Genomic DNA, 19,482 nt, shown 5'->3' on the forward strand with positions numbered 1-19,482 from the left:
TCATTAGCGATGGGCGCTAGGTGCGGCTAGTGCACGGGCGGTGGCGACATCCGCATTGATCGCCGTTTTCAATGCCTCCAGGGAGGCGAAGCGCTGCTCTTCACGCAGCTTTTGGTGGAAAACCACCGTCAAACGCCGGTCATACAGATCGCCGGCAAAATCTAGAAGATGGACTTCAAGGTGGGCTTTGCCATCACCTTGTACCGTGGGCCGCACGCCGATATTGGCGACGCCGGGCCAGGTTTTGCCGTCGATATCGACATCCACCAGATACACCCCGGTGAACGGCACGCGACGACGCTTGAGTTGAATGTTGGCAGTGGGCGTACCCAGTTGCCGGGCCAGTTTCTGGCCATGCAGCACGCGACCGGCAATCCGGTACGGGCGACCGAGTAAACGTTCGGCCAGAGCAAAATCGGCGGCGGCCAACGCGTTGCGCACTTGCGTGCTGCTGACGCGAATCCCGTCCAGCTCGACGGTTTGCGCGGCTTCAACAGTGAAACCGTGCATCTGCCCGGCCTGCAGCAGGAAGTCGAAATCGCCGAGGCGGTCGCAACCGAAGCGGAAATCGTCACCGACCTCCAGATGCTGCACGCCGAGGCCATCAACGAGGATGGTGTCGACGAACTCACTGGCGCTGAGTTTGCTCAGACGCTGGTTGAAGGCCAGGCACAACACCCGGTCAACGCCTTCGGCGGCCAGCAATTGCAGCTTGTCGCGCAACCGGGCCAGACGCGCTGGCGCGGTCTCCGGCGCAAAGAACTCCCGTGGCTGCGGCTCGAAAATCACCACGCAGCTGGGTACGCCCAACTCGAGCGCACGCTCACGCAGTCGGGCCAGGATAGCCTGGTGACCACGGTGAACACCGTCAAAGTTGCCAATAGTGGCGACGCAGCCCCGATGCTGGGGGCGCAAGTTGTGGAGGCCTCGAACCAGCTGCATAACGCGCTTCTTGCTCATAAAGTGGTCGATTATAACCACACCCGACGGCCGACGACAGGCAACACCGTAACGCAAAGTGAACGAGCCGACAAAACTGCCCGCCCGCGCCTGTTTATAAAGGGTAAAACCTTAACTCAAGGCCTTGCGATTGAAGTCACGCAAGCGGAAACCGAGCAGTAGCAACATACCGAAATAGGACACCACACCCGCCGCGACCAATGCGCCCAGACGCAGGAAGCGTTCAAGCATGTGCCCTTGATCCCACGCTGGCATGAAGTGCATGCCCAGCAACAACACTGCCGACATCACGGCCACGGCGATAACCAGTTTGAAACCGAACCTGGCCCAGCCCGGCTGCGGCTGATACATCTGTTGTTTGCGCAGTTGATAAAACAACAATCCGGCATTCAGGCAGGCGCCGGCACTGATCGCCAGGGCCAGTCCCGCATGCGCCAACGGGCCAATCAGCACCAGGTTGAACAACTGAGTGACCACAAGGGTGAAAATTGCGATTTTCACCGGGGTACGGATGTTCTGTTGCGCATAGAAGCCCGGCGCCAACACTTTGATCACGATAATCCCGAGCAGACCGACAGAATAAGCAATCAGTGCGCGCTGGGTCATTTCGGCGTCGAAGCCACTGAATTGACCGTATTGGAACAACGAAACGGTCAGTGGCTCAGCGAGAATTCCCAGCGCCAGCGAACACGGCAGCACCAGCACAAAGCACAGACGCAGACCCCAATCGAGAATCCGCGAGTATTCGTGGCGATCCTTGCTGGCGTAGGTTTTGGCCAGCGTCGGCAGCAAAATCGTACCCAACGCCACACCCAATACACCCGAAGGCAATTCCATCAGGCGATCGGCGTAATACATCCACGACACCGAGCCTGCGACCAGAAACGAGGCGAAGATGGTGTTGATGATCAGCGAGATCTGGCTGACCGAGACGCCAAGAATCGCCGGCAGCATCTGTTTCATCACGCGCCAGACGCCGGTATCACGCAGATTCAGGCGCGGCAGCACCAGCATGCCGATCTTTTTCAGGTGCGGCAGCTGATAGAGCAATTGCGCCAGACCGCCGACCAATACTGCCCAACCCAGCGCCATTACCGGCGGATCGAAATACGGCGTGAGGAACAGAGAGAACACAATCATGCTGACGTTGAGCAAGGTCGGCACAAAGGCCGGCACCGAGAAACGGTTCCAGGTATTGAGAATCGCGCCCGCCAGTGAGGACAGGGAGATCAGCAATATATAGGGAAACGTCACCCGCAACAGATCGGAGGTGAGCTGGAATTTTTCCGGCGTGTCGGTAAAACCCGGGGCCGTGGCCCAGATCACCCAAGGCGCGGCGATCATGCCCAGCGCCGTCACTACCGCCAACACCAGCGTCAGCAGACCCGACACATAGGCAATAAAGGTTCGGGTCGCCTCTTCACCCTGCTGGCTTTTGTATTCGGCCAGAATCGGCACGAATGCCTGCGAGAAAGCGCCCTCGGCAAAGATCCGCCGCAATAGATTGGGCAATTTAAAGGCAATAAAGAAGGCATCCGTCGCCATCCCGGCGCCGAATGTACGGGCAATCAGCGTGTCACGAACAAAGCCCAGAATCCGGGAAAGCATCGTGATAGAGCTGACGGCGGCCAACGATTTGAGCAGATTCATTGAGGGAATTTGTGCCTGTCGATAAACAGCAGGCGAACAAAGCGCCTACTTGTGCGATACTCCGCGCCGCAGCAGCACAGAGCCAAAGCTCGCGAGTTTACAGGTCAAGCGCCGGAAATAAATATCCCGCCTCTTTATACCTACCACTTAGCGGAACGTTTCAAGTGCCCTTGACAAGACTTATCTTCATCGGCATGATTCGCGGCCTATTTTGTTTGCTATTTCCTAAAAAGTCTTTCGAGGAGCTCGACGGTGGCCAACTCACCTTCCGCCAAAAAACGTGCAAAACAGGCTGAGAAGCGTCGCAGCCACAACGCCAGCCTGCGTTCCATGGTTCGCACCTACATCAAGAATGTAGTTAAAGCCATTGACGCAAAAGACGCTGAAAAAGCTCAAGCTGCATACGTTCTGGCTGTGCCAGTTATCGACCGTATGGCCGATAAAGGCATCATCCACAAGAACAAGGCTGCTCGTCATAAGAGCCGTCTGAATGGCCACGTCAAAGCGCTGAAAGAAGCTGCTTAATCGACGTAGTCATTAAAAAAACCGACCTTAGGGTCGGTTTTTTTATGCCTGTGATTCAGTAAATCCAGCGCAAAAAAATGTGGGAGCGAGCAGGCTCGCGAATGCGATCTGCCAGTTGATAGCTCTATCGACTGACACGACCTCTTCGCGAGCAGGCTCGCTCCCACATTTCGATTTGCGGTGTTATTGCTGGACCGGCACCCACGGCAGGATCGGGATGGCGGTCACGGCATTCTGCGGACTGCCTTCGATCAAGCGGTCGCTGTAGACCAGGTACACCAGCGTATTGCGCTTCTTGTCGAGGAAACGCACCACCTGCATGGTCTTGAACACCAGCGAAGTGCGCTCCTTGAACACCTCATCACCATCCTTCAGATCACCCTTGAACTTGATCGGCCCTACCTGGCGGCAGGCGATCGAAGCTTCGGCGCGATCTTCAGCCAGACCCAGACCACCCTTCACACCGCCAGTCTTGGCGCGCGACAGGTAGCAGGTAACCCCCTCAACTTTCGGATCATCGAAAGCCTCGACCACAATGCGGTCGTTAGGGCCGACAAACTTGAACACCGTCGACACTTGACCGATTTCCTCGGCCGAGGCCAGCAATGGCATCGCCATCAGCAAGCCCAACAATCCTTTCGCTAAACGCATCGAGTTTTCCTTAAACCAGAATCAGGTTGTCACGGTGAACCAGTTCCGGCTCCGCCATGTAACCGAGCAAACCGACAATCGCATCCGACGACTGACCGATGATTTTTTGTGCTTCCAGCGCACTGTAGTTGGCCAGGCCCCGGGCAATCTCACGACCATCCGGCGCCACACAGACGACCATCTCGCCGCGACGGAAACTGCCCTGCACCAGCTTCACACCGACGGGCAGCAGGCTTTTGTTGCCCTTCGACAACGCCGACACCGCACCCTCGTCCAACACCAAGGTGCCGCGAGTTTGCAGATGACCCGCCAGCCACTGCTTGCGTGCCGCGAGCATGCCGCGCTCAGGCGACAGCAACGTACCAATGCGCTCACCCGCCTTCAAGCGATCGAGGACACGCTCAAGACGCCCACCAACAATGATCGTGTGCGCACCGGAACGTGCCGCCAGTCGAGCCGCACGCAACTTGGTCTGCATGCCGCCACGACCCAGCGCACCACCCGTGCCGCCCGCCACCGCATCGAGACTCGGATCATCAGCGCGCGCCTCGTAAATCAGCTGCGCGTCAGGGTTGTTGCGCGGATCGGCGTCGAACATGCCGTCGCGATCGGTAAGGATCACCAGCAGATCCGCCTCGACCAGATTCGCCACCAGCGCCGCCAGCGTGTCGTTGTCGCCGAAACGGATTTCGTCGGTGACCACGGTGTCGTTTTCATTGATCACCGGGATGACTTTCAGCTCGACCAATGCGCGCAGGGTGCTACGGGCGTTCAGGTAACGCTTGCGGTCGGACAGGTCGTCGTGCGTCAGGAGAATCTGTGCAGTGTGCCGGCCATGCTCAGCGAAGCTCGACTCCCACGCCTGCACCAGACCCATCTGACCAATTGCAGCGGCCGCCTGGAGCTCGTGCATCGCACTGGGTCGTGCGGTCCAGCCCAAACGACTCATGCCGGCCGCCACCGCCCCGGAGGACACCAGCACCAATTCGACGCCAGCCTCATGCAAGGCCACCATCTGCTCGACCCAGACACCCATTGCCGCGCGATCCAGCCCTTTGCCATCAGCTGTCAGCAAAGCGCTGCCGATCTTCACGACCCAACGCTGCGCACCTGTCACCTTGCTCCGCATCATCTTCAACCTTAGCTTGAGGGCAGCGCGACCCAGCGCCGCCCATGACGTTATTTGTGACTTGCGATTTCCAGATACTAAAACGCCGCTCGATTGAGCGGCGCTTAAGTTTACTGCAACGAATCAGTCACGCACGTAAATGATTTCCGGACCGTCTTCGTCATCTACATCTTCTTCATCCCAATCATCGTCGCCGATGTCATGGACCGACTTCACGCCGCTGCGACGCAGGGCACGCTTGTCATCCAGCGCCTGCAGTTGCGCGCGCGCTTCGTCTTCGATGCGCTGATCGAGATCAGCCAGCTCTTCCTTATACGCCGGGTCATTGGCCAGGCGATCAGCACGGTCTTCCATGTAACGCATGATGTCGTGGCACAGACGCTCGGTACCGATCTTGGCGATGGCCGAGATCACGTAAACCGGACCGGTCCACTCAAGGCGATCAACGATTTCCTTGACGCGCTCATCGTGCTCTTCTTCAAGGATCTGGTCGCACTTGTTCAGCACCAGCCAGCGATCACGCTCAGCCAGGGACGGACTGAACTTGATCAGCTCGTTGACGATCACTTCAGCCGCATCCGGTGCGCTGCTGTCATCCAGCGGCGCCATGTCGACGAGGTGCAGCAACAGACGCGTACGCGCCAAGTGCTTGAGGAAGCGAATGCCCAGACCAGCACCGTCGGAAGCGCCTTCGATCAGACCCGGAATGTCGGCAATGACGAAGCTCTTCCAGCGATCGACGCTGACCACACCGAGGTTCGGCACCAGCGTAGTGAACGGGTAATCGGCAACTTTCGGCTTGGCCGCCGAAACGGAGCGGATAAAGGTACTTTTACCGGCGTTCGGCAAGCCCAGCAGACCGACGTCGGCCAGTACTTTCATTTCCAGTTTCAGGTCGCGCTGCTCACCCGGCTTGCCCGGCGTGGTCTGACGCGGCGCACGGTTGGTACTGGATTTGAAACGGGTGTTACCCAGACCGTGCCAGCCGCCCTGCACTACCATCAACTTCTGGCCAGCCTTGGTCAGGTCGCCGATGACTTCCTGAGTAGCGGAGTCGATCACCGTGGTGCCGACCGGCACGCGCAGGATCAGGTCTTCACCTTTTTTACCGGTGCAGTCGGTGCTGCCGCCGTTGGAGCCACGCTCGGCATCGAAGTGCCGGGTGTAACGGTAGTCGACCAGGGTGTTGAGGTTTTCGTCAGCCATCATGTAGATGGAACCGCCGTCACCGCCATCACCGCCGTTCGGGCCACCGTTTTCGATGAATTTTTCCCGACGGAAACTCATGGCGCCATTGCCGCCGTCACCAGCCTTTACGCGAATCGATACTTCATCAACAAACTTCATAACCAACGCCTCTCGCCATACGGACGAGCCGAAAAACAATCAAGACATAAGACTCTTGCAAAAATGAGCGCAGCGACCCCAAAACACGACCTGCATCGCACGCCGACAGCCCATACAAACAGTTTTGCAAGAGACTCACCCCACAAACGAAAAAGCCCCGTCGCGAGACAGGGCTTTTCCAGCGATCGCGCAATTAAGCTGCGACAACGCTCACGTAACGGCGGTTGAACGCGCCTTTTACTTCAAACTTGATCACGCCTTCGATTTTCGCGAAGAGGGTGTGATCCTTACCCATGCCAACGCCGTAGCCAGCGTGGAATTGGGTGCCGCGCTGACGCACGATGATGTTGCCCGGAATGATTTTCTGGCCGCCATACATCTTAACGCCAAGGCGTTTGGCTTCTGAGTCGCGACCGTTACGGGTACTACCACCAGCTTTTTTGTGTGCCATGAGTCAATTCTCCTAGTGAGGAATTAGGCTGAAATTAAGCCTGAATACCGGTGATTTTGATCTCGGTGTACCACTGGCGGTGGCCCATACGCTTCATGTGGTGCTTACGGCGACGGAACTTGATGATGCGGACTTTATCGTGACGACCTTGGGAGATCACTTCAGCCACAACGGTAGCGCCAGCAACAACTGGAGCGCCGATATTCACGTCGTCGCCATTGGCAACCAACAGAACGCGATCAAAGGTAACGGATTCGCCGGTAGCGATTTCCAGTTTTTCGATCTTCAGGTATTCACCTGGGGCGACTTTGTACTGCTTGCCGCCAGTAACGATTACTGCATAAGACATGGTATTTCTCCGATAATCCTGCTCACCCAGCTCTTTATAGGAAGAGGTATTGGCTGGCATGGCTGCATAAGGCTGGAAGGCCCGTTGCAATTGCGTAAGGCAGGTGCTGCCCAGGAAGTTCAGGGTGCGCGATTGTACGCAAGGCGCGGCAGGCTTGCAAGTAGCCGTCTATCGCGCCTTGACAGGTCTGGACGGGGGTCCTAGCATGCCGCGCAACCCTTCTGGAGCGACTCTCGCTGATGCAACCCCAAGCTTTCTACCGCGCGGTGGCGGACGATTTTAGCGCCGTCGACGGCATCATCAAGAAGCAGCTGACTTCCCGAGTACCGCTGGTATCGAAAATCGGCGATTACATCACCTCGGCCGGCGGCAAACGTCTGCGTCCTTTATTAGTGTTGCTGTGTGGCAAGGCCCTGGGTCGCGAAGGCGACGACATGCGCCTGCTGGCCGCCACCATCGAATTCCTGCACACCGCCACTCTGCTGCATGACGACGTGGTCGACATGTCCGGCATGCGCCGTGGCCGCTCGACCGCCAACGCCATGTGGGGCAACGCTCCGAGCGTGCTGGTCGGCGACTTCCTGTATTCGCGCTCGTTCGAAATGATGGTCGAACTGGGCTCGATGCCGGTGATGAAGATCCTCTCCCAGGCCACGCGCATCATCGCCGAAGGCGAAGTGTTGCAGTTGTCCAAGGTGCGCGACGCCAGCACCACCGAAGAAACCTACATGGAAGTCATCCGCGGCAAAACCGCGATGCTCTTTGAAGCCTCGACCCACAGTGCCGCCGCACTGGCCGGCGCTACCGCCGAACAGAGCGAAGCCCTGCGTACCTTCGGTGATCACCTGGGTGTTGCGTTCCAGTTGGTCGACGACCTGCTCGACTACAAGGGCGACGCCGAGACCTTGGGCAAGAACGTCGGTGACGATCTGGCTGAAGGCAAGCCGACCCTGCCGCTGATCTACACCATGCGCGAAGGCACACCGGAACAGGCTGCACTGGTGCGTCAGGCGATCCAGAAAGGCGGGATCGAAGACCTGGAAAGTATTCGCATCGCCGTGGAGGCCTCCGGTTCGCTGGAGTACACCGCGCAACTGGCCCGTGATTACGTGGCCCGTGCGATCAAGTGCCTTGAGGCGCTGCCGGCCAGTGAATATCGGGATGCGCTGGTTGAACTGAGTGAGTTTGCGGTCGCCCGTACGCACTGATTCTGCCCACTGTGGGAGCGAGCCTGCTCGCGAAAGCATTCTGCCAGTCGATATCAATACTGACTGACAAAACGCCTTCGCGAGCAAGCTCGCTCCCACAGTTGTTTCTGCGATATGCCCTCCCGCCGTTAAAACCTTATACAATGTGCGACTTTTAGCGATCCACACCCCAAGGAGCCTTAGTGAGCACGTTGCCACCCTGCCCGAAATGCAATTCCGAATACACCTACGAAGACGGTACCCAACTGGTGTGCCCGGAGTGCGCCCACGAGTGGTCCGCCAGTGGCGAAGCCGAAGTGGCGTCCGATGATGCCGTGAAGAAAGATTCGGTCGGCAACGTCCTGCAGGACGGCGACACCATCACCGTGATCAAGGATCTGAAGGTCAAGGGCACCTCGCTGGTGGTCAAGGTCGGCACCAAGGTCAAGAACATCCGTCTATGCGATGGCGACCACGACATCGACTGCAAGATCGACGGTATCGGCCCGATGAAACTCAAATCCGAATTCGTCAGAAAGGTCTGATTCCGCTGTCATCCATCCCGCGCCAGGCGTGGGATGGAGCTTCGCCCTCCCCGCTCCGCCCCAGCAAAACCAAGCAATAGCCAAACGCCAGCCGTTTTGACCTTACGCAATCTTTACCCGGAAAATTTCACAATCCGCCAATAGATGCTTGCTATTTGACGAATAAGAATTATTCTCATTGAAACCCTTCAAGGAGATGAGAACCATGACTTATTTGATCGACGCGTGGCTGGATCGCCCACACCCTTACCTCAGAATCCTCCATCGGGAAACCGGTGAAGTCTGTGCGGTGCTTGAAGAAGAAGCCCTGCATGAACTGCAGGATCAAGGGGATCTGGACGTCAGCAGCCTGAATTCCAGCGAGCCGCTGGTGCTCAAGGAGCTGGTGCGCAATCTGTTCCTGTTCTGCTATGCCCGGGCGTTGCGCCCGACCAGTGAGCTGCATCACAAGATAGAACTATGAAACGCGGAAAAAACTGTAGGAGTGAGCCTGCTCGCGATGGCGGTGTATCAGGCAACGAATTCGTCGACTGAAGAGACGCCATCGCGAGCAGGCTCACTCCTACATTAGCCCGCCATCAAGGCAGGCCCGGTCTTACAGAACGTCCAGCAGCTCGACGTCGAATACCAGAACGCTGTGCGGCGGGATGCTGCCAACGCCTTGAGCGCCGTAAGCCAGCTCGCTCGGCACGTACAGACGCCATTTGCTGCCGGCATTCATCAGTTGCAGGGCTTCGGTCCAGCCAGCGATCACGCCGCCAACCGGGAATTCTGCAGGCTGGCCGCGCTCGTAGGAGCTGTCGAACACAGTGCCGTCGATCAGGGTGCCGTGGTAGTGAGTACGCACTTGATCTTCACGGGTCGGCTTGGCGCCTTCGCCCTGAGTCAGCACTTCGAATTGCAGGCCGGAAGCCAGAGTGGTGATGCCCTCACGCTTGGCGTTTTCAGCCAGGAAAGCCAGGCCTTCGCCAGCAGCGGCTTCAGCTTTGGCAGCCGCTTCGGCTTGCATGATTTCGCGGATAACCTTGAAGCTGGCGGACATTTCTTCCTGACCCACACGGCTTTCCTTACCAGCGAAAGCGTCGGTCAGACCGGCCAGGATTGCGTCCAGGCTAACGCCCGGTGGCGGGTTGTCGCGCAGCTGGTCACCCAGCTGACGGCCGATGCCGTAGCTGACGCGGGTTTCGTCGGTGGACAGATTTACTTCGGACATGACACTGCTCCGCTGTGCGGACGGCCACAAGACTTGCCGTGCGTGCACAGCGCGTCCCGGCGCGCCCGGAACCAAAAGGGCGAGCAGACTAGCACAGATGCTCCGGCGATGGCGCGCAACGCCTACAGGGCTGAACGCCAGGCGAGCGGCACTTTCAGGCTTTCCTCGCCACTGGCGCCCAGGCCACACATTTCATCGTGTACCGAGGTGTGTACGAGGTTGAATGGCAATACCGGAAAGTTATGCAGCAAATCCCGAGCATGCTCCACCGAACGCAGCGTCAGCATATCGCCCTTGGGATCTCTCAGTGGATACGCCGCCCCGTGCATCCGCGCTTCGAGCAGATAAATCCCGCCTTCCATGGAAATCAGATTCAGCTCATCAACCTTCCTGGCGATGGCAAACGCATTCAGCTCTTGCAGGTTCATGAACGCACCTCACACAGTGGCGAATCAGGACCTCTACAGGGATATGCCCGCACGCACCAAAGCACAAGCCACAAACGACACCGCCCGTCTGTTTCGCAACAGACGGGCGGTGTTTTTGCAGCGATCAACAGTTGATCAGTGCTTGGTGACCTTGTCCAGGTAACCCATGGCGAACGCCGAAACGACGAAGGTCATGTGGATGATCACGTACCACATCAAGTGCTCGGGATCGACGTTCTTGGCGTCCATGAAGATGCGCAGCAGGTGGATCGAGGAGATCGCCACGATCGAAGCGGCGACTTTCATCTTCAGCGACGAAGAGTCCATGGTGCCGAGCCAGCTGAGTTTTTCCTTGCCTTCATCGATGTTCAGTTCAGAGACGAAGTTCTCGTAGCCGGAAATCATCACCATCACCAGCAGGCCGCCGACCAGCGCCATGTCGATCAGCGACAGCAGCACCAGAATCAGCTCCGACTCGGCCATTGAGAAGACGTTGGGCAGGATGTGAAAAACTTCCTGGAAAAATTTCAGTGCCAGCGCCAACAGCCCAAGAGACAGCCCGATATAGATCGGCGCCAGCAGCCAGCGCGAGGCGTACATTGCATTTTCGATAAAGCGTTCCATTGAATCTCACACAGGGGGGCTGGAAATGGCGGCGAGTATACCAGCCCCCTGTGACAGCCAGAAACTGCCGGAAAATCCGCCACCTGCGCGTATGTGTGATTTTTTTCTGCTAGTGTCCAAGCCATTGACAGCCCAGTGACTGCAGACAGGACGTGTGGAAATGGATGTGCGATTGCCGATAACGACCGCCGGAATATGCCTTGCTCTGTTGATCAGCGGTTGCTCGCCCGGCGACGAGAAACACGCCGCCAGCCTTGAAGAAAAAACCGCAAAGTTCGAACAGTCACTGGACGCCATCACCGATCCAAAACTCAAGGACGCCATCACCGAACTCGGCGGCTCACTGCTGCTGCTCGAACGTGCGCAGATCAAACTCGACGACAATCCACCGCGCACCGAATACGGTGAGGACGCCCTCGCCGTGCTCAAGCACTACCCTGCCCCGCAGGCGCTGGTCGACACTTTTATCAATGGCCTGTTCGTGCTGCACAAGGACGCCAGCTCCGATTACCTCACCGACCTGCAACCGGTGTTCCCGTTCAACCTGAACATTCCCGGCGGTTTCCTGTTCCCCCATGGCGTGGAATGGCAATCGGTAACGTTGAGCAACAAACGCGTGATCGCTTATCAGCCGGAATGGTCGGAAACCGATCCGGGCATTCAGCTCAGCCCTTCCAGCTCCAATGTCACCAACCCCGATGACCTGACCGTGACCTACCCGTTCATTGACGGGCTGGACGTGGACAAGAAGACCCTGCCGCAACCGGTCAGCCTGCAAGGCCAGATCGAAGTCATCGCGCCGCGCCGCCTGTACAGCTTCGACCTGACGCAAAAGGACGTCGGCCAAACCCGCAGCAATGACAACCTCAGCGTCAAACTGCTGAAGCTTGAAAACAACTACGCCGAGGTCGAATTCAGCAACAACCTGCCACTGGCGGCGGAAGTCGCCGATGCCCAACTCAATCCGCTGATCGTTCAGGCCCGTGATAAAACCGGGCAGTATCTGGTGCGCGCCGGCTCGATCAACGAAAGTCCGGAGCAAGTGGCCTTCTACCAGAAACAACTGGCGTACCTGCAACAGCAGAAAGGCTGGAGCGATACGCTGGAAAAACAGCTCACCCAGGAACAGCAGGATTTCGAGCAGAAACACCCGCGTCGCTACAACAAGGTCTACTTCAATGGCCCGATCGAAACCCTTGAAGTCAGCGTGCTCGACTTTTCCTCGGCGACGGTGACGCGCAAAGCGCTCGACCTGCCGATTCGCACGTTCAATCAGCACACCACGGAAAAGGCCATCCAGCCGCTGGATCTGCCGGTGACGGTCTACGACGACCTGGCGGTTAGCTGGCTCAAGGGCGCGAGCCTCACCGAAGAACAACTGAAGGCCGGCATTCGCATCCATCAATCCGTGGAAGAACCGAGCGCCGCACGCATCGAGTTCTCCCATCGCCGCACGTTCAATGATGAATTGCTGGGCGATGACTTCAGTCCGGGGGTCAGCCCTGTGACGTTCTTCACCGAGAAGCGCAGTGGCAAGCTCGATGAACCGATCGAACTGCCGCCCGAGGCGTATCAAGTCGATCCGCTGCGCGCGACGATTACTTATGATCTGAATCTGTTCCCGGAAACCCCGGCGATTGCCGTCGGCTCAATGCCACTGTTTCTCGCCACGGTGGCCAAGCAGACGTACGACGCCAAGACCCTGCCCAAAGGCCTGGAGATCAAGAACAACCAACTGGTGGTGGACCTGAAACTGTTCCCGCCCAACGAGTGGCGTTTCTTCGTCAAGGACGACAGCGGCAACTATCTCAAGCAGATTCTCTCGGTCAGCCACGATGCGAGCGCAGAAGGCCCGGCGTTGTTTGGCGTGCATTACTTTTATGGCCGCCCGAGCCACGTGGAAACCTATCAGCGAACCGACCTCGCCACCGTGCAATACGGCTTTGAGGTCAAACTCGACAAGGCGCAGCTGCCTGAGACTGCGCCTTGAAGAGCAAGATCAAAAGATCGCAGCCTGCGGCAGCTCCTACAGGGCGCGGCCACGGCCACCGTTGATCTGCCGCAGTTGAGCTTGCAGGTGCAGACTCCAGATCTGCGGATCGTCGGCCAGTTCGTAGCCATGCAAGGTCAGACTTTCGACAATGGTGTCGAGTATCGATTCGGCGGCGACCGGCCCATGAAACGGGCCTTGGGCCTTGATGGCGGAAGGTTGCTCACCGGCCATGCCGGCGGCGAAGAGTAGCGTCCACATGCCGTTATCGCCGGCCAACGGCTTGATGGCGCATTCGATTCGGGTCACCAGACCCAGGCATTGACGGGTGAGACAGAGGTTGCGCGACATGGCGGCGACCCTCGGTGAAGCCGGTATTCAGCCCCCACGGGAGGACTGGCTCGATCCAGTGATACTGTCGATATCCTTGAGCTGAGAATAGAAGAAAAGTCCGCTGCGCAAGCCGAATGGAACCAGAAGGCGCCGAATGGTCATTGTGTGAATATTGGCGTCAGAGTTGTGGCGATTCTCCCGAAGATCACCACAAAACAAATGTAGGAGTGAGCCTGCTCGCGATAGCGGTGAACCAGGCAACTTATTCGCCGACTGACACTCCGCTATCGCGAGCAGGCTCACTTCTACAGTTTGACCGCGCCAGGCTTAAGCCGGTTTGGCTTCGGCCAGCGCCTCTTGTGCCAACTCCTTCTCGGCTTCCTTGAGGTCTTCTTCGCTGATCATCTCGGCGATGTCGCGCAAGCGCTCGACCACCCGTGCGTTGATGCTGCCTTCGGGGAATTCGCCATCGGCATTCGGCTCACCCGCCGGCTCGCCCACCAGCAGGCTCAATGCCTCGTCGGCCTGACGCACCGCGTACACGTGGAACTGCCCGGCACGCACCGCCGCCAGTACTTTCTCATCGAGCATCAGCGTGGCAACGTTGGCCTGCGGAATGATCGCGCCCTGCTCGCCGGTCAAGCCGCGTGCTTCGCAGAGGCGGAAGAAGCCTTCGATCTTCTCGTTGACTCCGCCCACTGCCTGTACTTCACCAAACTGGTTGATCGAGCCGGTAATCGCGAAGCACTGCTTCAACGGCGTTTTCGACAGCGCCGAAATCAGCGTGCACGCCTCGCCCAGCGACGCACTGTCGCCATCGACGTAACCGTAGGATTGCTCCAAAGCGATGCTCGCGGAAATCGCCAGCGGGAATTCCTGCGCATAACGGCTGCCCAGATACCCGGTGAGGATCATCACGCCTTTGGAGTGAATCGGCTGCCCAAGGTTGACCTCACGCTCGATGTCGACGATGCCGCTGCCGCCCGGATACACTGTGGCGGAAATCCGCGCCGGCACACCGAACGCCGAGTCGCCGACTTCGAGTACGGTCAGACCATTGCACTTGCCGACTGCGGCGCCATCGGTGTCGATCAGGATAATCCCGGCGAGCATATCGTCGAGAATTCGCGCCGACACCCGCCCGGTGCGCGTGGCTTTGGCTTTCAGCGCACGTTCGATGTGCCCGGCATCGGTCATTTCATCGCCGGCCAAGTGACGGATGAAATCCGCTTCGCTGACCAACTGGAACAGATCGCCAATTCGCGCCGACAAACGCCCTTGGTGTTCGGCCAGTCGTGCGCTGTAAGTCGCCAGACGCGCTACTGCGTCGGCAGTCAGCGGCGCCATGCCTTCTTCCGAAGTCCGTGTTTTCAACAGCTGGGCGAACTGCTCCAGGCTCTCGTCGACCATCGGGATGTCTTCGTCGAAATCCACGAGGACGCGGAACATCTCCTGGAAGTCCGGATCGAGGTCTTGCAGCGTGTAATACAGCGACCGCGCACCGATGATGATGACTTTGACCTGCAACGGAATGTGCTGCGGGTTGAGGGTCACGGTGGCGAAGCGGCCCATCTCGCCCAGCGGCGATTCCATTTTCAGTTTGCGCGACTGCAGGGCGCGTTTCAGCGCGTCCCACACGAACGGCTCGCTGAGCATTTTTTCCGCTTCAAGAATCAGGAAACCGCCGTTGGCACGGTGCAAGGCACCCGGACGCAACTGGCGATAGGTGGTGTAAAGCGCGCCCTGATCGGTGGTGTATTCGATACGGCCGAAGAGGTTTTCGTAAGTCGGGTGCGGTTCGAACACCACCGGCGCACCACCGCTGATTGGATGGCCGACCACCAGGCTTGGCGCGTATTGCTCTTCCAGCAGTTTGCGTGCGACGGCATCAGTCTTGCTGTCATCGACCAGTTGCTCGACCACGGTTTTCAGCAGATACACCTGCATCGCTTGCAGGTAGCCGCACACCGCAGCGTTCTCGGCATATTTCTCCGACAGCGGCGACAGCAATGGCTGCAGCGCCAAGGTGATGGTTTCTTCGTTGAGCGAACGCAGTTGATTGTTCGACTCACGCTTCCACTGCGGCAGGCTGGCGAGTTCTTCGTTCAGGCGCTCTTCGAGACCGGAAATGTCATCGTGAAAGCGTTCACGATCGGCTTCCGGCAACTGGGCGAATTCGGCTTCGTCCAGCGCTTTGCCATCGAGCATCGGTGTGAAGGCGATGTTGCTGGCGTCGCGGTACAGGGCGACGTCTTTTTCCAGGGCCAGACGCTCGATGATGTCGAGAGCCTTGTCGTAGCGCTGGTTGAAGGCGCGGTCGATGGCACTCTTCTTCTGCTGGTAGGACGGGTGCTCGAAGACTGCCGGAAACGTCGCCAGCAGGTTGTCGATCAAACCGTTGATGTCACCGATGAATGCACCGGCAGTGCCCGAAGGCAGTTCCAGGGCGCGAGGTTCGCGTGGCTCGTCGAAATTGTTGACGTAGACCCAGTCCGCCGGGGTCTGCAGGCGTTTGCCTTCGGCCTTCAGGTAGCGTTTGACGAACGAGAAGCGGCCGGTGCCGGGCTCGCCCATGACGAATACGTTGTAACCGGGGCGTGGCATGGCCACACCGAACTGCAAGGCTTCGACCGCGCGTTCCTGGCCGAGCACACCGCGAAAGGGCTCCAGATCATTGGTGGTAGTGAAGCTGAACTGTTCAGCGGAAAACGGACGGGTCAGCGCTTCGGGCGCGAGACGCAAGCTGGCAGCAACAGGATCAGGCATCGGGCTTCCTTAACAATCAGGCGGGGCAGATAGCGGCATTCTGGCGCTGCCCGTGCCCCACTGGCAAGGCGCGCCATGTGACAAAGCATAGACAACCGCGCCTCTGCACAGCAGCCCCCCTGAAACCGGGGTCATTACCGAATCTTTTGTAAAAAATCACGGAACCGCAGGAACGTGCCTAAACTCCAAACTGCGCGGCTGGAACTAATACCGGCCCACTGGCTTCGTTTGGGTCTGTCTCGTACAGAGCTTGGGGGGCCAGAACCCTGTCCATTGGTATGCACACAAAGAGAAAAAAGCTATGAAACGGATTCTTCTCGGTACTCTCTTCACCGCTGTATCCATCAACGCAATGGCGCAAGCTCCAGGCGGCCCGGATTGCGGTTGGGGCAACATGCTGTTCGAAGGTCAGCGTGGCACCCCGGCGCACTTCCTCGCTTCCACCACCAACGGCACTTCCGGTAACGCCACCTTCGGCATGACGTCCGGCACCAACGGCTGCTCGACCAACGCTTCGCTGACCTACGGCGGCAAATCCTGGTTTGCCATGAATGGCATGATGAACGAGCTGTCCGAAGACATGGCCAAAGGCAACGGCGAAGCGCTGACGACCTATGCCGTGGTACTGGGCGTGGCGCCGGAAGACCGTGCGCACTTCGCTGCTGTGACTCACGAGCACTTCCAGCAGATCTTCAGCAAGGCTGACGTGACCGCTGAAGACGTGCATACCAACACCCTGGCCGTACTGAAATCGGATCCTCGTCTGGCCAAGTACGCAACTCAGGCTTAAGCTCGACCCCACCCGCTTCCTTCGGGAAGCGGGTTTTGTTTTTTCGGCCTGCCCTCCTTGGGTCTTTATTTCTTTCCTGTTCAAGTTGCCGACTATGCTCAAACGCCTTGCCTGGCTGGCGCTCTGTGTCTGCGCCCCGCTGTCCGCCGCGCCAACCATCGACCCTCAACGTTTGCAGCAACTGGCCAACGACCGCTTCTGGATTTCCCTCGGTCATTACGAAACCGCCAAGCTTGGTGGCTGGCGCAGCTATGTCAGCGACAAGAAGTTCTTTCTCGCGCCCGATGGCAATGAACACCCCGATCATGAACTGGCGGCTACCGTGCAAGCGCTGTACGCCCCGGCCAGTCTTGGCGAGCAACATGCGCAGTGTGTTTATCCGGCCCGTACTCGCTGGCTGAAAGCTCAGCTCAATCTCAGCGATCTGCCGACACCGGAATGTGCTGAATACAAGAAGTGGTTCAAGGATGTCTCGCCGCACAGCGCGGTGATGATCTTCCCGGCGGCTTACTTGAACAGTCCGTCATCGATGTTCGGCCACACCCTGCTGCGCATCGACCAGGCCGATGTGCAGGCCGACAAGACGTCGCTGCTCAGTTATGCGATCAACTTCGGCGCCTACATCGAAGGCTCGGACAACAGCATTCTGTATGCCTGGAAAGGTTTGATGGGCGGTTATCCGGGATTGTTCGCACTGGTGCCGTATCAGGAAAAACTCTCCGAATACCGCAGCCTGGAAAACCGTGATCTGTGGGAATACCGACTGAATCTGACGCAAGAAGAAACCGCGCGCATGGTCGAACATGTGTGGGAGTTGAAGCAGATCCAGTTCGACTATTTCTTCTTCGATGAAAACTGCTCGTATCGTCTGCTTGAGTTGCTGCAGGTGGCACGGCCGAGCCTGCGCCTGACCGAACAATTCCCGCTGACCGCGATTCCCACCGACACCGTCAAAGCGGTGAAAGAAGCCGGGCTGGTGGAAAGCATTGAATATCGACCGTCCCGTGAGCGTGAATTGCTTAGCCGTGCCGAGCCGCTCAGCGGTGAAGAACAGGATTGGGTGCTGAAAGTCAGCGCCGATCAGCAGCAGTTGCAGGATCCGGCGTTCAAAGCCCTGCCCCGTGACCGTCAAGCGTTGATCATCGACGCTGCATATCGTCTTGAACGCTACCGCGCCAACGGCCAGGAGCGTGATCCGCAACGGGCGCAGCGCAGTTTTGAATTGCTGCGGGCGATCAACAAAAATCCCGCGCCGGAGCTGGACATTCCGCAGCCAGGCTTGCCGGAAGACGGCCACGAATCGCGTACCTGGCAGGCCGGTCTCGGCACCCGTGGTGATCGTGCGTTCGGCGAGTACGGCTTGCGCATGGCCTATCACGATCTCAACGACAACGCCGAAAGCTTCCCGCTCGGCGCGCAGATTGAAATCCTGCAGATGAAGCTGCGTCAGTACGAGGGCAATCAATGGCAGTTCCAGCAATTGGATCTAGCGACGATTCGCTCGCTGACGCCGCGCAATGAGCTATTGCAGCCGCTGTCGTGGCAAGTCACTGGCGGTCTTGAGCGCGTACCGGGCAAGCATGATGACGAAACGCTGGTCAGCCATGTGAATGGTGGGGGTGGCGGCACGTGGGCGCTGGGTGATGATGTGCTGGGTTTTGCCCTCGGCACGGTGCGGGTTGAACACAACAATGACTTCGCCGAGTTCGTCTCCCCGGCGGGTGGTTTCAATACCGGCGTGTTGTGGAAAAACCCGTTGGGGAATATGAGCCTGGAGGCCAAGGGCGATTACTTTTTCAATGGCGAAGTGCGCCGCAGCCTGAGTTTGAATCAGCAGTGGGAGTTGTCGCGTAATCTGGGTTTGCGCCTGAGTGCACAGCGTGAGTTCAGCCACCTCGCCACCCCGGAAACCGAGGTCATGCTTGAAGTGAAGTGGTATCACTACTGATCCTGAAGGCCGATAAATCCCCCTGTGGGAGTGAGCCTGCTCGCGATAGCAATTCATCAGTCACTGTGCTGTGACTGATACACCGCCATCGCGAGCAGGCTCACTCCTACAGGGGATTTGTGGCGCTCAACGAATTACTCACATGCCTTTCACCAACGTCCGACGAATCCCCTTCTAGACTTTCCCCATAAGCCGGACAACCGGCGCGGGAGAGTGCGATGTGGCGGTGTGCGGGTTTGTTGGGTGTTGTGTTGTTGCTGGGCGGTTGCCAGACCACCCATGAAGACTTGATCGCCAAGGGTTACCCACCGGCCTTCGCCGACGGCTTCGATGACGGCTGCATCAGCGGTCGTCAGGCCGCCGGTTCGATCAGCGGCGAATTCCGTAAAAACGTGCCGCGCTATCTCAAGGACAAGCAATACGCCGAAGGCTGGACCGACGGCTTTCGCCAATGTCAGGCGATGCTGGAAAACAAGGATCGCGAACAGTATCGCAACGAGCACTGGGACGAACGCGAACGCGCCTGGCAGCAACAGAAAGATCAGGACGCCGGGCGGGCTTATCGCTCGCCATAGGTCGCTCCCAGACATCCAGTG

Annotated in this window: 20 protein-coding genes; 8 read left to right on the plus strand and 12 right to left on the minus strand. The window is 58.3% G+C overall.

From position 1 onward, the window contains the following. Positions 1-3 precede the first annotated feature (3 nt). Together ribF and murJ are read right to left on the minus strand one after the other, a co-directional pair. Positions 4-942 carry a bifunctional riboflavin kinase/FAD synthetase gene (ribF, locus tag VY732_RS25365; protein WP_008078544.1) on the minus strand — a complete coding sequence of 313 codons (939 nt, stop codon included), beginning with the start codon at positions 940-942 and terminating at the stop codon, positions 4-6. A gap of 129 nt (positions 943-1,071) precedes the next feature. Then, on the minus strand, positions 1,072-2,610 hold the full coding sequence (murJ, locus tag VY732_RS25370) for a murein biosynthesis integral membrane protein MurJ (protein ID WP_077574602.1): 1,539 nt from the start codon (positions 2,608-2,610) through the stop codon (positions 1,072-1,074). 252 nt (positions 2,611-2,862) lie between these two features. Between murJ and rpsT the strand changes: the two genes are divergently transcribed. Continuing rightward, positions 2,863-3,135, plus strand: coding sequence for a 30S ribosomal protein S20 (rpsT, locus tag VY732_RS25375; protein WP_003228351.1), 273 nt, complete (start codon positions 2,863-2,865; stop codon positions 3,133-3,135). Between the two features lie 183 nt (positions 3,136-3,318). Here rpsT and VY732_RS25380 read toward each other — a convergent pair whose 3' ends face one another. From VY732_RS25380 to rplU, 5 genes are all read right to left on the minus strand, one after another. Continuing rightward, entirely contained in the window at positions 3,319-3,786 is a 468-nt protein-coding gene (locus VY732_RS25380; protein WP_007909822.1) for a CreA family protein, read from the minus strand. 10 nt (positions 3,787-3,796) lie between these two features. After that, the gene (gene proB, locus VY732_RS25385) at positions 3,797-4,915 is read right to left on the minus strand and encodes a glutamate 5-kinase (protein WP_123593211.1); all 1,119 of its coding nucleotides are present in this window, start codon (positions 4,913-4,915) and stop codon (positions 3,797-3,799) included. Positions 4,916-5,038: 123 nt separating this feature from the next. Then, complete coding sequence (cgtA, locus tag VY732_RS25390; RefSeq protein WP_016986202.1) at positions 5,039-6,262, minus strand: Obg family GTPase CgtA; 1,224 nt, start codon at positions 6,260-6,262, stop codon at positions 5,039-5,041. A gap of 193 nt (positions 6,263-6,455) precedes the next feature. After that, complete coding sequence (gene rpmA, locus VY732_RS25395; RefSeq protein ID WP_003176049.1) at positions 6,456-6,713, minus strand: 50S ribosomal protein L27; 258 nt, start codon at positions 6,711-6,713, stop codon at positions 6,456-6,458. A gap of 34 nt (positions 6,714-6,747) precedes the next feature. Continuing rightward, positions 6,748-7,062 (minus strand): 50S ribosomal protein L21, encoded by a 315-nt coding sequence (gene rplU, locus VY732_RS25400; RefSeq protein WP_003176051.1) that lies wholly within the window; start codon positions 7,060-7,062, stop codon positions 6,748-6,750. Between the two features lie 239 nt (positions 7,063-7,301). On the opposite strand from rplU, the gene VY732_RS25405 reads away from it, so the two are divergent. The 3 genes from VY732_RS25405 to VY732_RS25415 all read left to right on the plus strand — a co-directional run bounded on the left by VY732_RS25405 (position 7,302) and on the right by VY732_RS25415 (position 9,257). Continuing rightward, positions 7,302-8,270 (plus strand): polyprenyl synthetase family protein, encoded by a 969-nt coding sequence (locus VY732_RS25405; protein ID WP_007909817.1) that lies wholly within the window; start codon positions 7,302-7,304, stop codon positions 8,268-8,270. Positions 8,271-8,452: 182 nt separating this feature from the next. After that, positions 8,453-8,794 carry a zinc ribbon domain-containing protein YjdM gene (locus tag VY732_RS25410; protein ID WP_016986200.1) on the plus strand — a complete coding sequence of 114 codons (342 nt, stop codon included), beginning with the start codon at positions 8,453-8,455 and terminating at the stop codon, positions 8,792-8,794. 205 nt (positions 8,795-8,999) lie between these two features. Then, entirely contained in the window at positions 9,000-9,257 is a 258-nt protein-coding gene (locus VY732_RS25415; protein WP_034153845.1) for a PA4570 family protein, read from the plus strand. Between the two features lie 132 nt (positions 9,258-9,389). Here VY732_RS25415 and VY732_RS25420 read toward each other — a convergent pair whose 3' ends face one another. The 3 genes from VY732_RS25420 to VY732_RS25430 all read right to left on the minus strand — a co-directional run bounded on the left by VY732_RS25420 (position 9,390) and on the right by VY732_RS25430 (position 11,059). Further along, the gene (locus tag VY732_RS25420) at positions 9,390-10,007 is read right to left on the minus strand and encodes an FKBP-type peptidyl-prolyl cis-trans isomerase (RefSeq protein ID WP_034153844.1); all 618 of its coding nucleotides are present in this window, start codon (positions 10,005-10,007) and stop codon (positions 9,390-9,392) included. A gap of 122 nt (positions 10,008-10,129) precedes the next feature. Next, positions 10,130-10,435, minus strand: coding sequence for a DUF6482 family protein (locus VY732_RS25425; protein WP_137216702.1), 306 nt, complete (start codon positions 10,433-10,435; stop codon positions 10,130-10,132). Between the two features lie 135 nt (positions 10,436-10,570). Next, positions 10,571-11,059, minus strand: a complete 489-nt coding sequence (locus tag VY732_RS25430) for a TIGR00645 family protein (protein ID WP_007909801.1) — start codon at positions 11,057-11,059, stop codon at positions 10,571-10,573. 160 nt (positions 11,060-11,219) lie between these two features. Here VY732_RS25430 and VY732_RS25435 point away from each other — a divergent pair, with 160 nt between their 5' ends. Then, positions 11,220-13,049, plus strand: a complete 1,830-nt coding sequence (locus tag VY732_RS25435; RefSeq protein ID WP_331692439.1) for a hypothetical protein — start codon at positions 11,220-11,222, stop codon at positions 13,047-13,049. Between the two features lie 36 nt (positions 13,050-13,085). Here the strand turns inward: VY732_RS25435 and VY732_RS25440 are convergent, their stop codons facing one another. Both VY732_RS25440 and VY732_RS25445 read right to left on the minus strand, forming a co-directional pair. Continuing rightward, positions 13,086-13,400: a PA4575 family protein gene (locus tag VY732_RS25440; RefSeq protein ID WP_007909799.1), complete on the minus strand. Its 315-nt coding sequence runs from the start codon at positions 13,398-13,400 to the stop codon at positions 13,086-13,088. Positions 13,401-13,709: 309 nt separating this feature from the next. Continuing rightward, positions 13,710-16,148: a Lon protease family protein gene (locus VY732_RS25445; protein WP_123593208.1), complete on the minus strand. Its 2,439-nt coding sequence runs from the start codon at positions 16,146-16,148 to the stop codon at positions 13,710-13,712. A gap of 301 nt (positions 16,149-16,449) precedes the next feature. On the opposite strand from VY732_RS25445, the gene VY732_RS25450 reads away from it, so the two are divergent. The 3 genes from VY732_RS25450 (at position 16,450) to VY732_RS25460 (ending at position 19,461) form a co-directional block, all read left to right on the plus strand. Continuing rightward, positions 16,450-16,938, plus strand: coding sequence for a DUF3015 domain-containing protein (locus tag VY732_RS25450; protein ID WP_007909797.1), 489 nt, complete (start codon positions 16,450-16,452; stop codon positions 16,936-16,938). Between the two features lie 94 nt (positions 16,939-17,032). Continuing rightward, positions 17,033-18,886 carry an Lnb N-terminal periplasmic domain-containing protein gene (locus VY732_RS25455; RefSeq protein ID WP_331692441.1) on the plus strand — a complete coding sequence of 618 codons (1,854 nt, stop codon included), beginning with the start codon at positions 17,033-17,035 and terminating at the stop codon, positions 18,884-18,886. Positions 18,887-19,104: 218 nt separating this feature from the next. After that, positions 19,105-19,461, plus strand: a complete 357-nt coding sequence (locus VY732_RS25460; protein ID WP_034153839.1) for a hypothetical protein — start codon at positions 19,105-19,107, stop codon at positions 19,459-19,461. Positions 19,462-19,482: the final 21 nt, after the last annotated feature.

The sequence above is a fragment of the Pseudomonas sp. ZY71 genome, assembly GCF_036542145.1.
In the GTDB taxonomy this organism is placed as follows: domain Bacteria; phylum Pseudomonadota; class Gammaproteobacteria; order Pseudomonadales; family Pseudomonadaceae; genus Aquipseudomonas; species Aquipseudomonas koreensis_A.

What these genes read in the sequence shown, in the direction of transcription:
- ribF (WP_008078544.1), bottom strand. Translation starts at nt 942, where the DNA reads ATGCAGCTGGTTCGAGGCCTCCACAACTTGCGCCCCCAGCATCGGGGC.
- murJ (WP_077574602.1), bottom strand. Translation starts at nt 2,610, where the DNA reads ATGAATCTGCTCAAATCGTTGGCCGCCGTCAGCTCTATCACGATGCTT.
- VY732_RS25380 (WP_007909822.1), bottom strand. Translation starts at nt 3,786, where the DNA reads ATGCGTTTAGCGAAAGGATTGTTGGGCTTGCTGATGGCGATGCCATTG.
- proB (WP_123593211.1), bottom strand. Translation starts at nt 4,915, where the DNA reads ATGCGGAGCAAGGTGACAGGTGCGCAGCGTTGGGTCGTGAAGATCGGC.
- cgtA (WP_016986202.1), bottom strand. Translation starts at nt 6,262, where the DNA reads ATGAAGTTTGTTGATGAAGTATCGATTCGCGTAAAGGCTGGTGACGGC.
- rpmA (WP_003176049.1), bottom strand. Translation starts at nt 6,713, where the DNA reads ATGGCACACAAAAAAGCTGGTGGTAGTACCCGTAACGGTCGCGACTCA.
- rplU (WP_003176051.1), bottom strand. Translation starts at nt 7,062, where the DNA reads ATGTCTTATGCAGTAATCGTTACTGGCGGCAAGCAGTACAAAGTCGCC.
- VY732_RS25405 (WP_007909817.1), top strand. Translation starts at nt 7,302, where the DNA reads ATGCAACCCCAAGCTTTCTACCGCGCGGTGGCGGACGATTTTAGCGCC.
- VY732_RS25415 (WP_034153845.1), top strand. Translation starts at nt 9,000, where the DNA reads ATGACTTATTTGATCGACGCGTGGCTGGATCGCCCACACCCTTACCTC.
- VY732_RS25420 (WP_034153844.1), bottom strand. Translation starts at nt 10,007, where the DNA reads ATGTCCGAAGTAAATCTGTCCACCGACGAAACCCGCGTCAGCTACGGC.
- VY732_RS25425 (WP_137216702.1), bottom strand. Translation starts at nt 10,435, where the DNA reads ATGAACCTGCAAGAGCTGAATGCGTTTGCCATCGCCAGGAAGGTTGAT.
- VY732_RS25430 (WP_007909801.1), bottom strand. Translation starts at nt 11,059, where the DNA reads ATGGAACGCTTTATCGAAAATGCAATGTACGCCTCGCGCTGGCTGCTG.
- VY732_RS25435 (WP_331692439.1), top strand. Translation starts at nt 11,220, where the DNA reads ATGGATGTGCGATTGCCGATAACGACCGCCGGAATATGCCTTGCTCTG.
- VY732_RS25440 (WP_007909799.1), bottom strand. Translation starts at nt 13,400, where the DNA reads ATGTCGCGCAACCTCTGTCTCACCCGTCAATGCCTGGGTCTGGTGACC.
- VY732_RS25445 (WP_123593208.1), bottom strand. Translation starts at nt 16,148, where the DNA reads ATGCCTGATCCTGTTGCTGCCAGCTTGCGTCTCGCGCCCGAAGCGCTG.
- VY732_RS25450 (WP_007909797.1), top strand. Translation starts at nt 16,450, where the DNA reads ATGAAACGGATTCTTCTCGGTACTCTCTTCACCGCTGTATCCATCAAC.
- VY732_RS25455 (WP_331692441.1), top strand. Translation starts at nt 17,033, where the DNA reads ATGCTCAAACGCCTTGCCTGGCTGGCGCTCTGTGTCTGCGCCCCGCTG.
- VY732_RS25460 (WP_034153839.1), top strand. Translation starts at nt 19,105, where the DNA reads ATGTGGCGGTGTGCGGGTTTGTTGGGTGTTGTGTTGTTGCTGGGCGGT.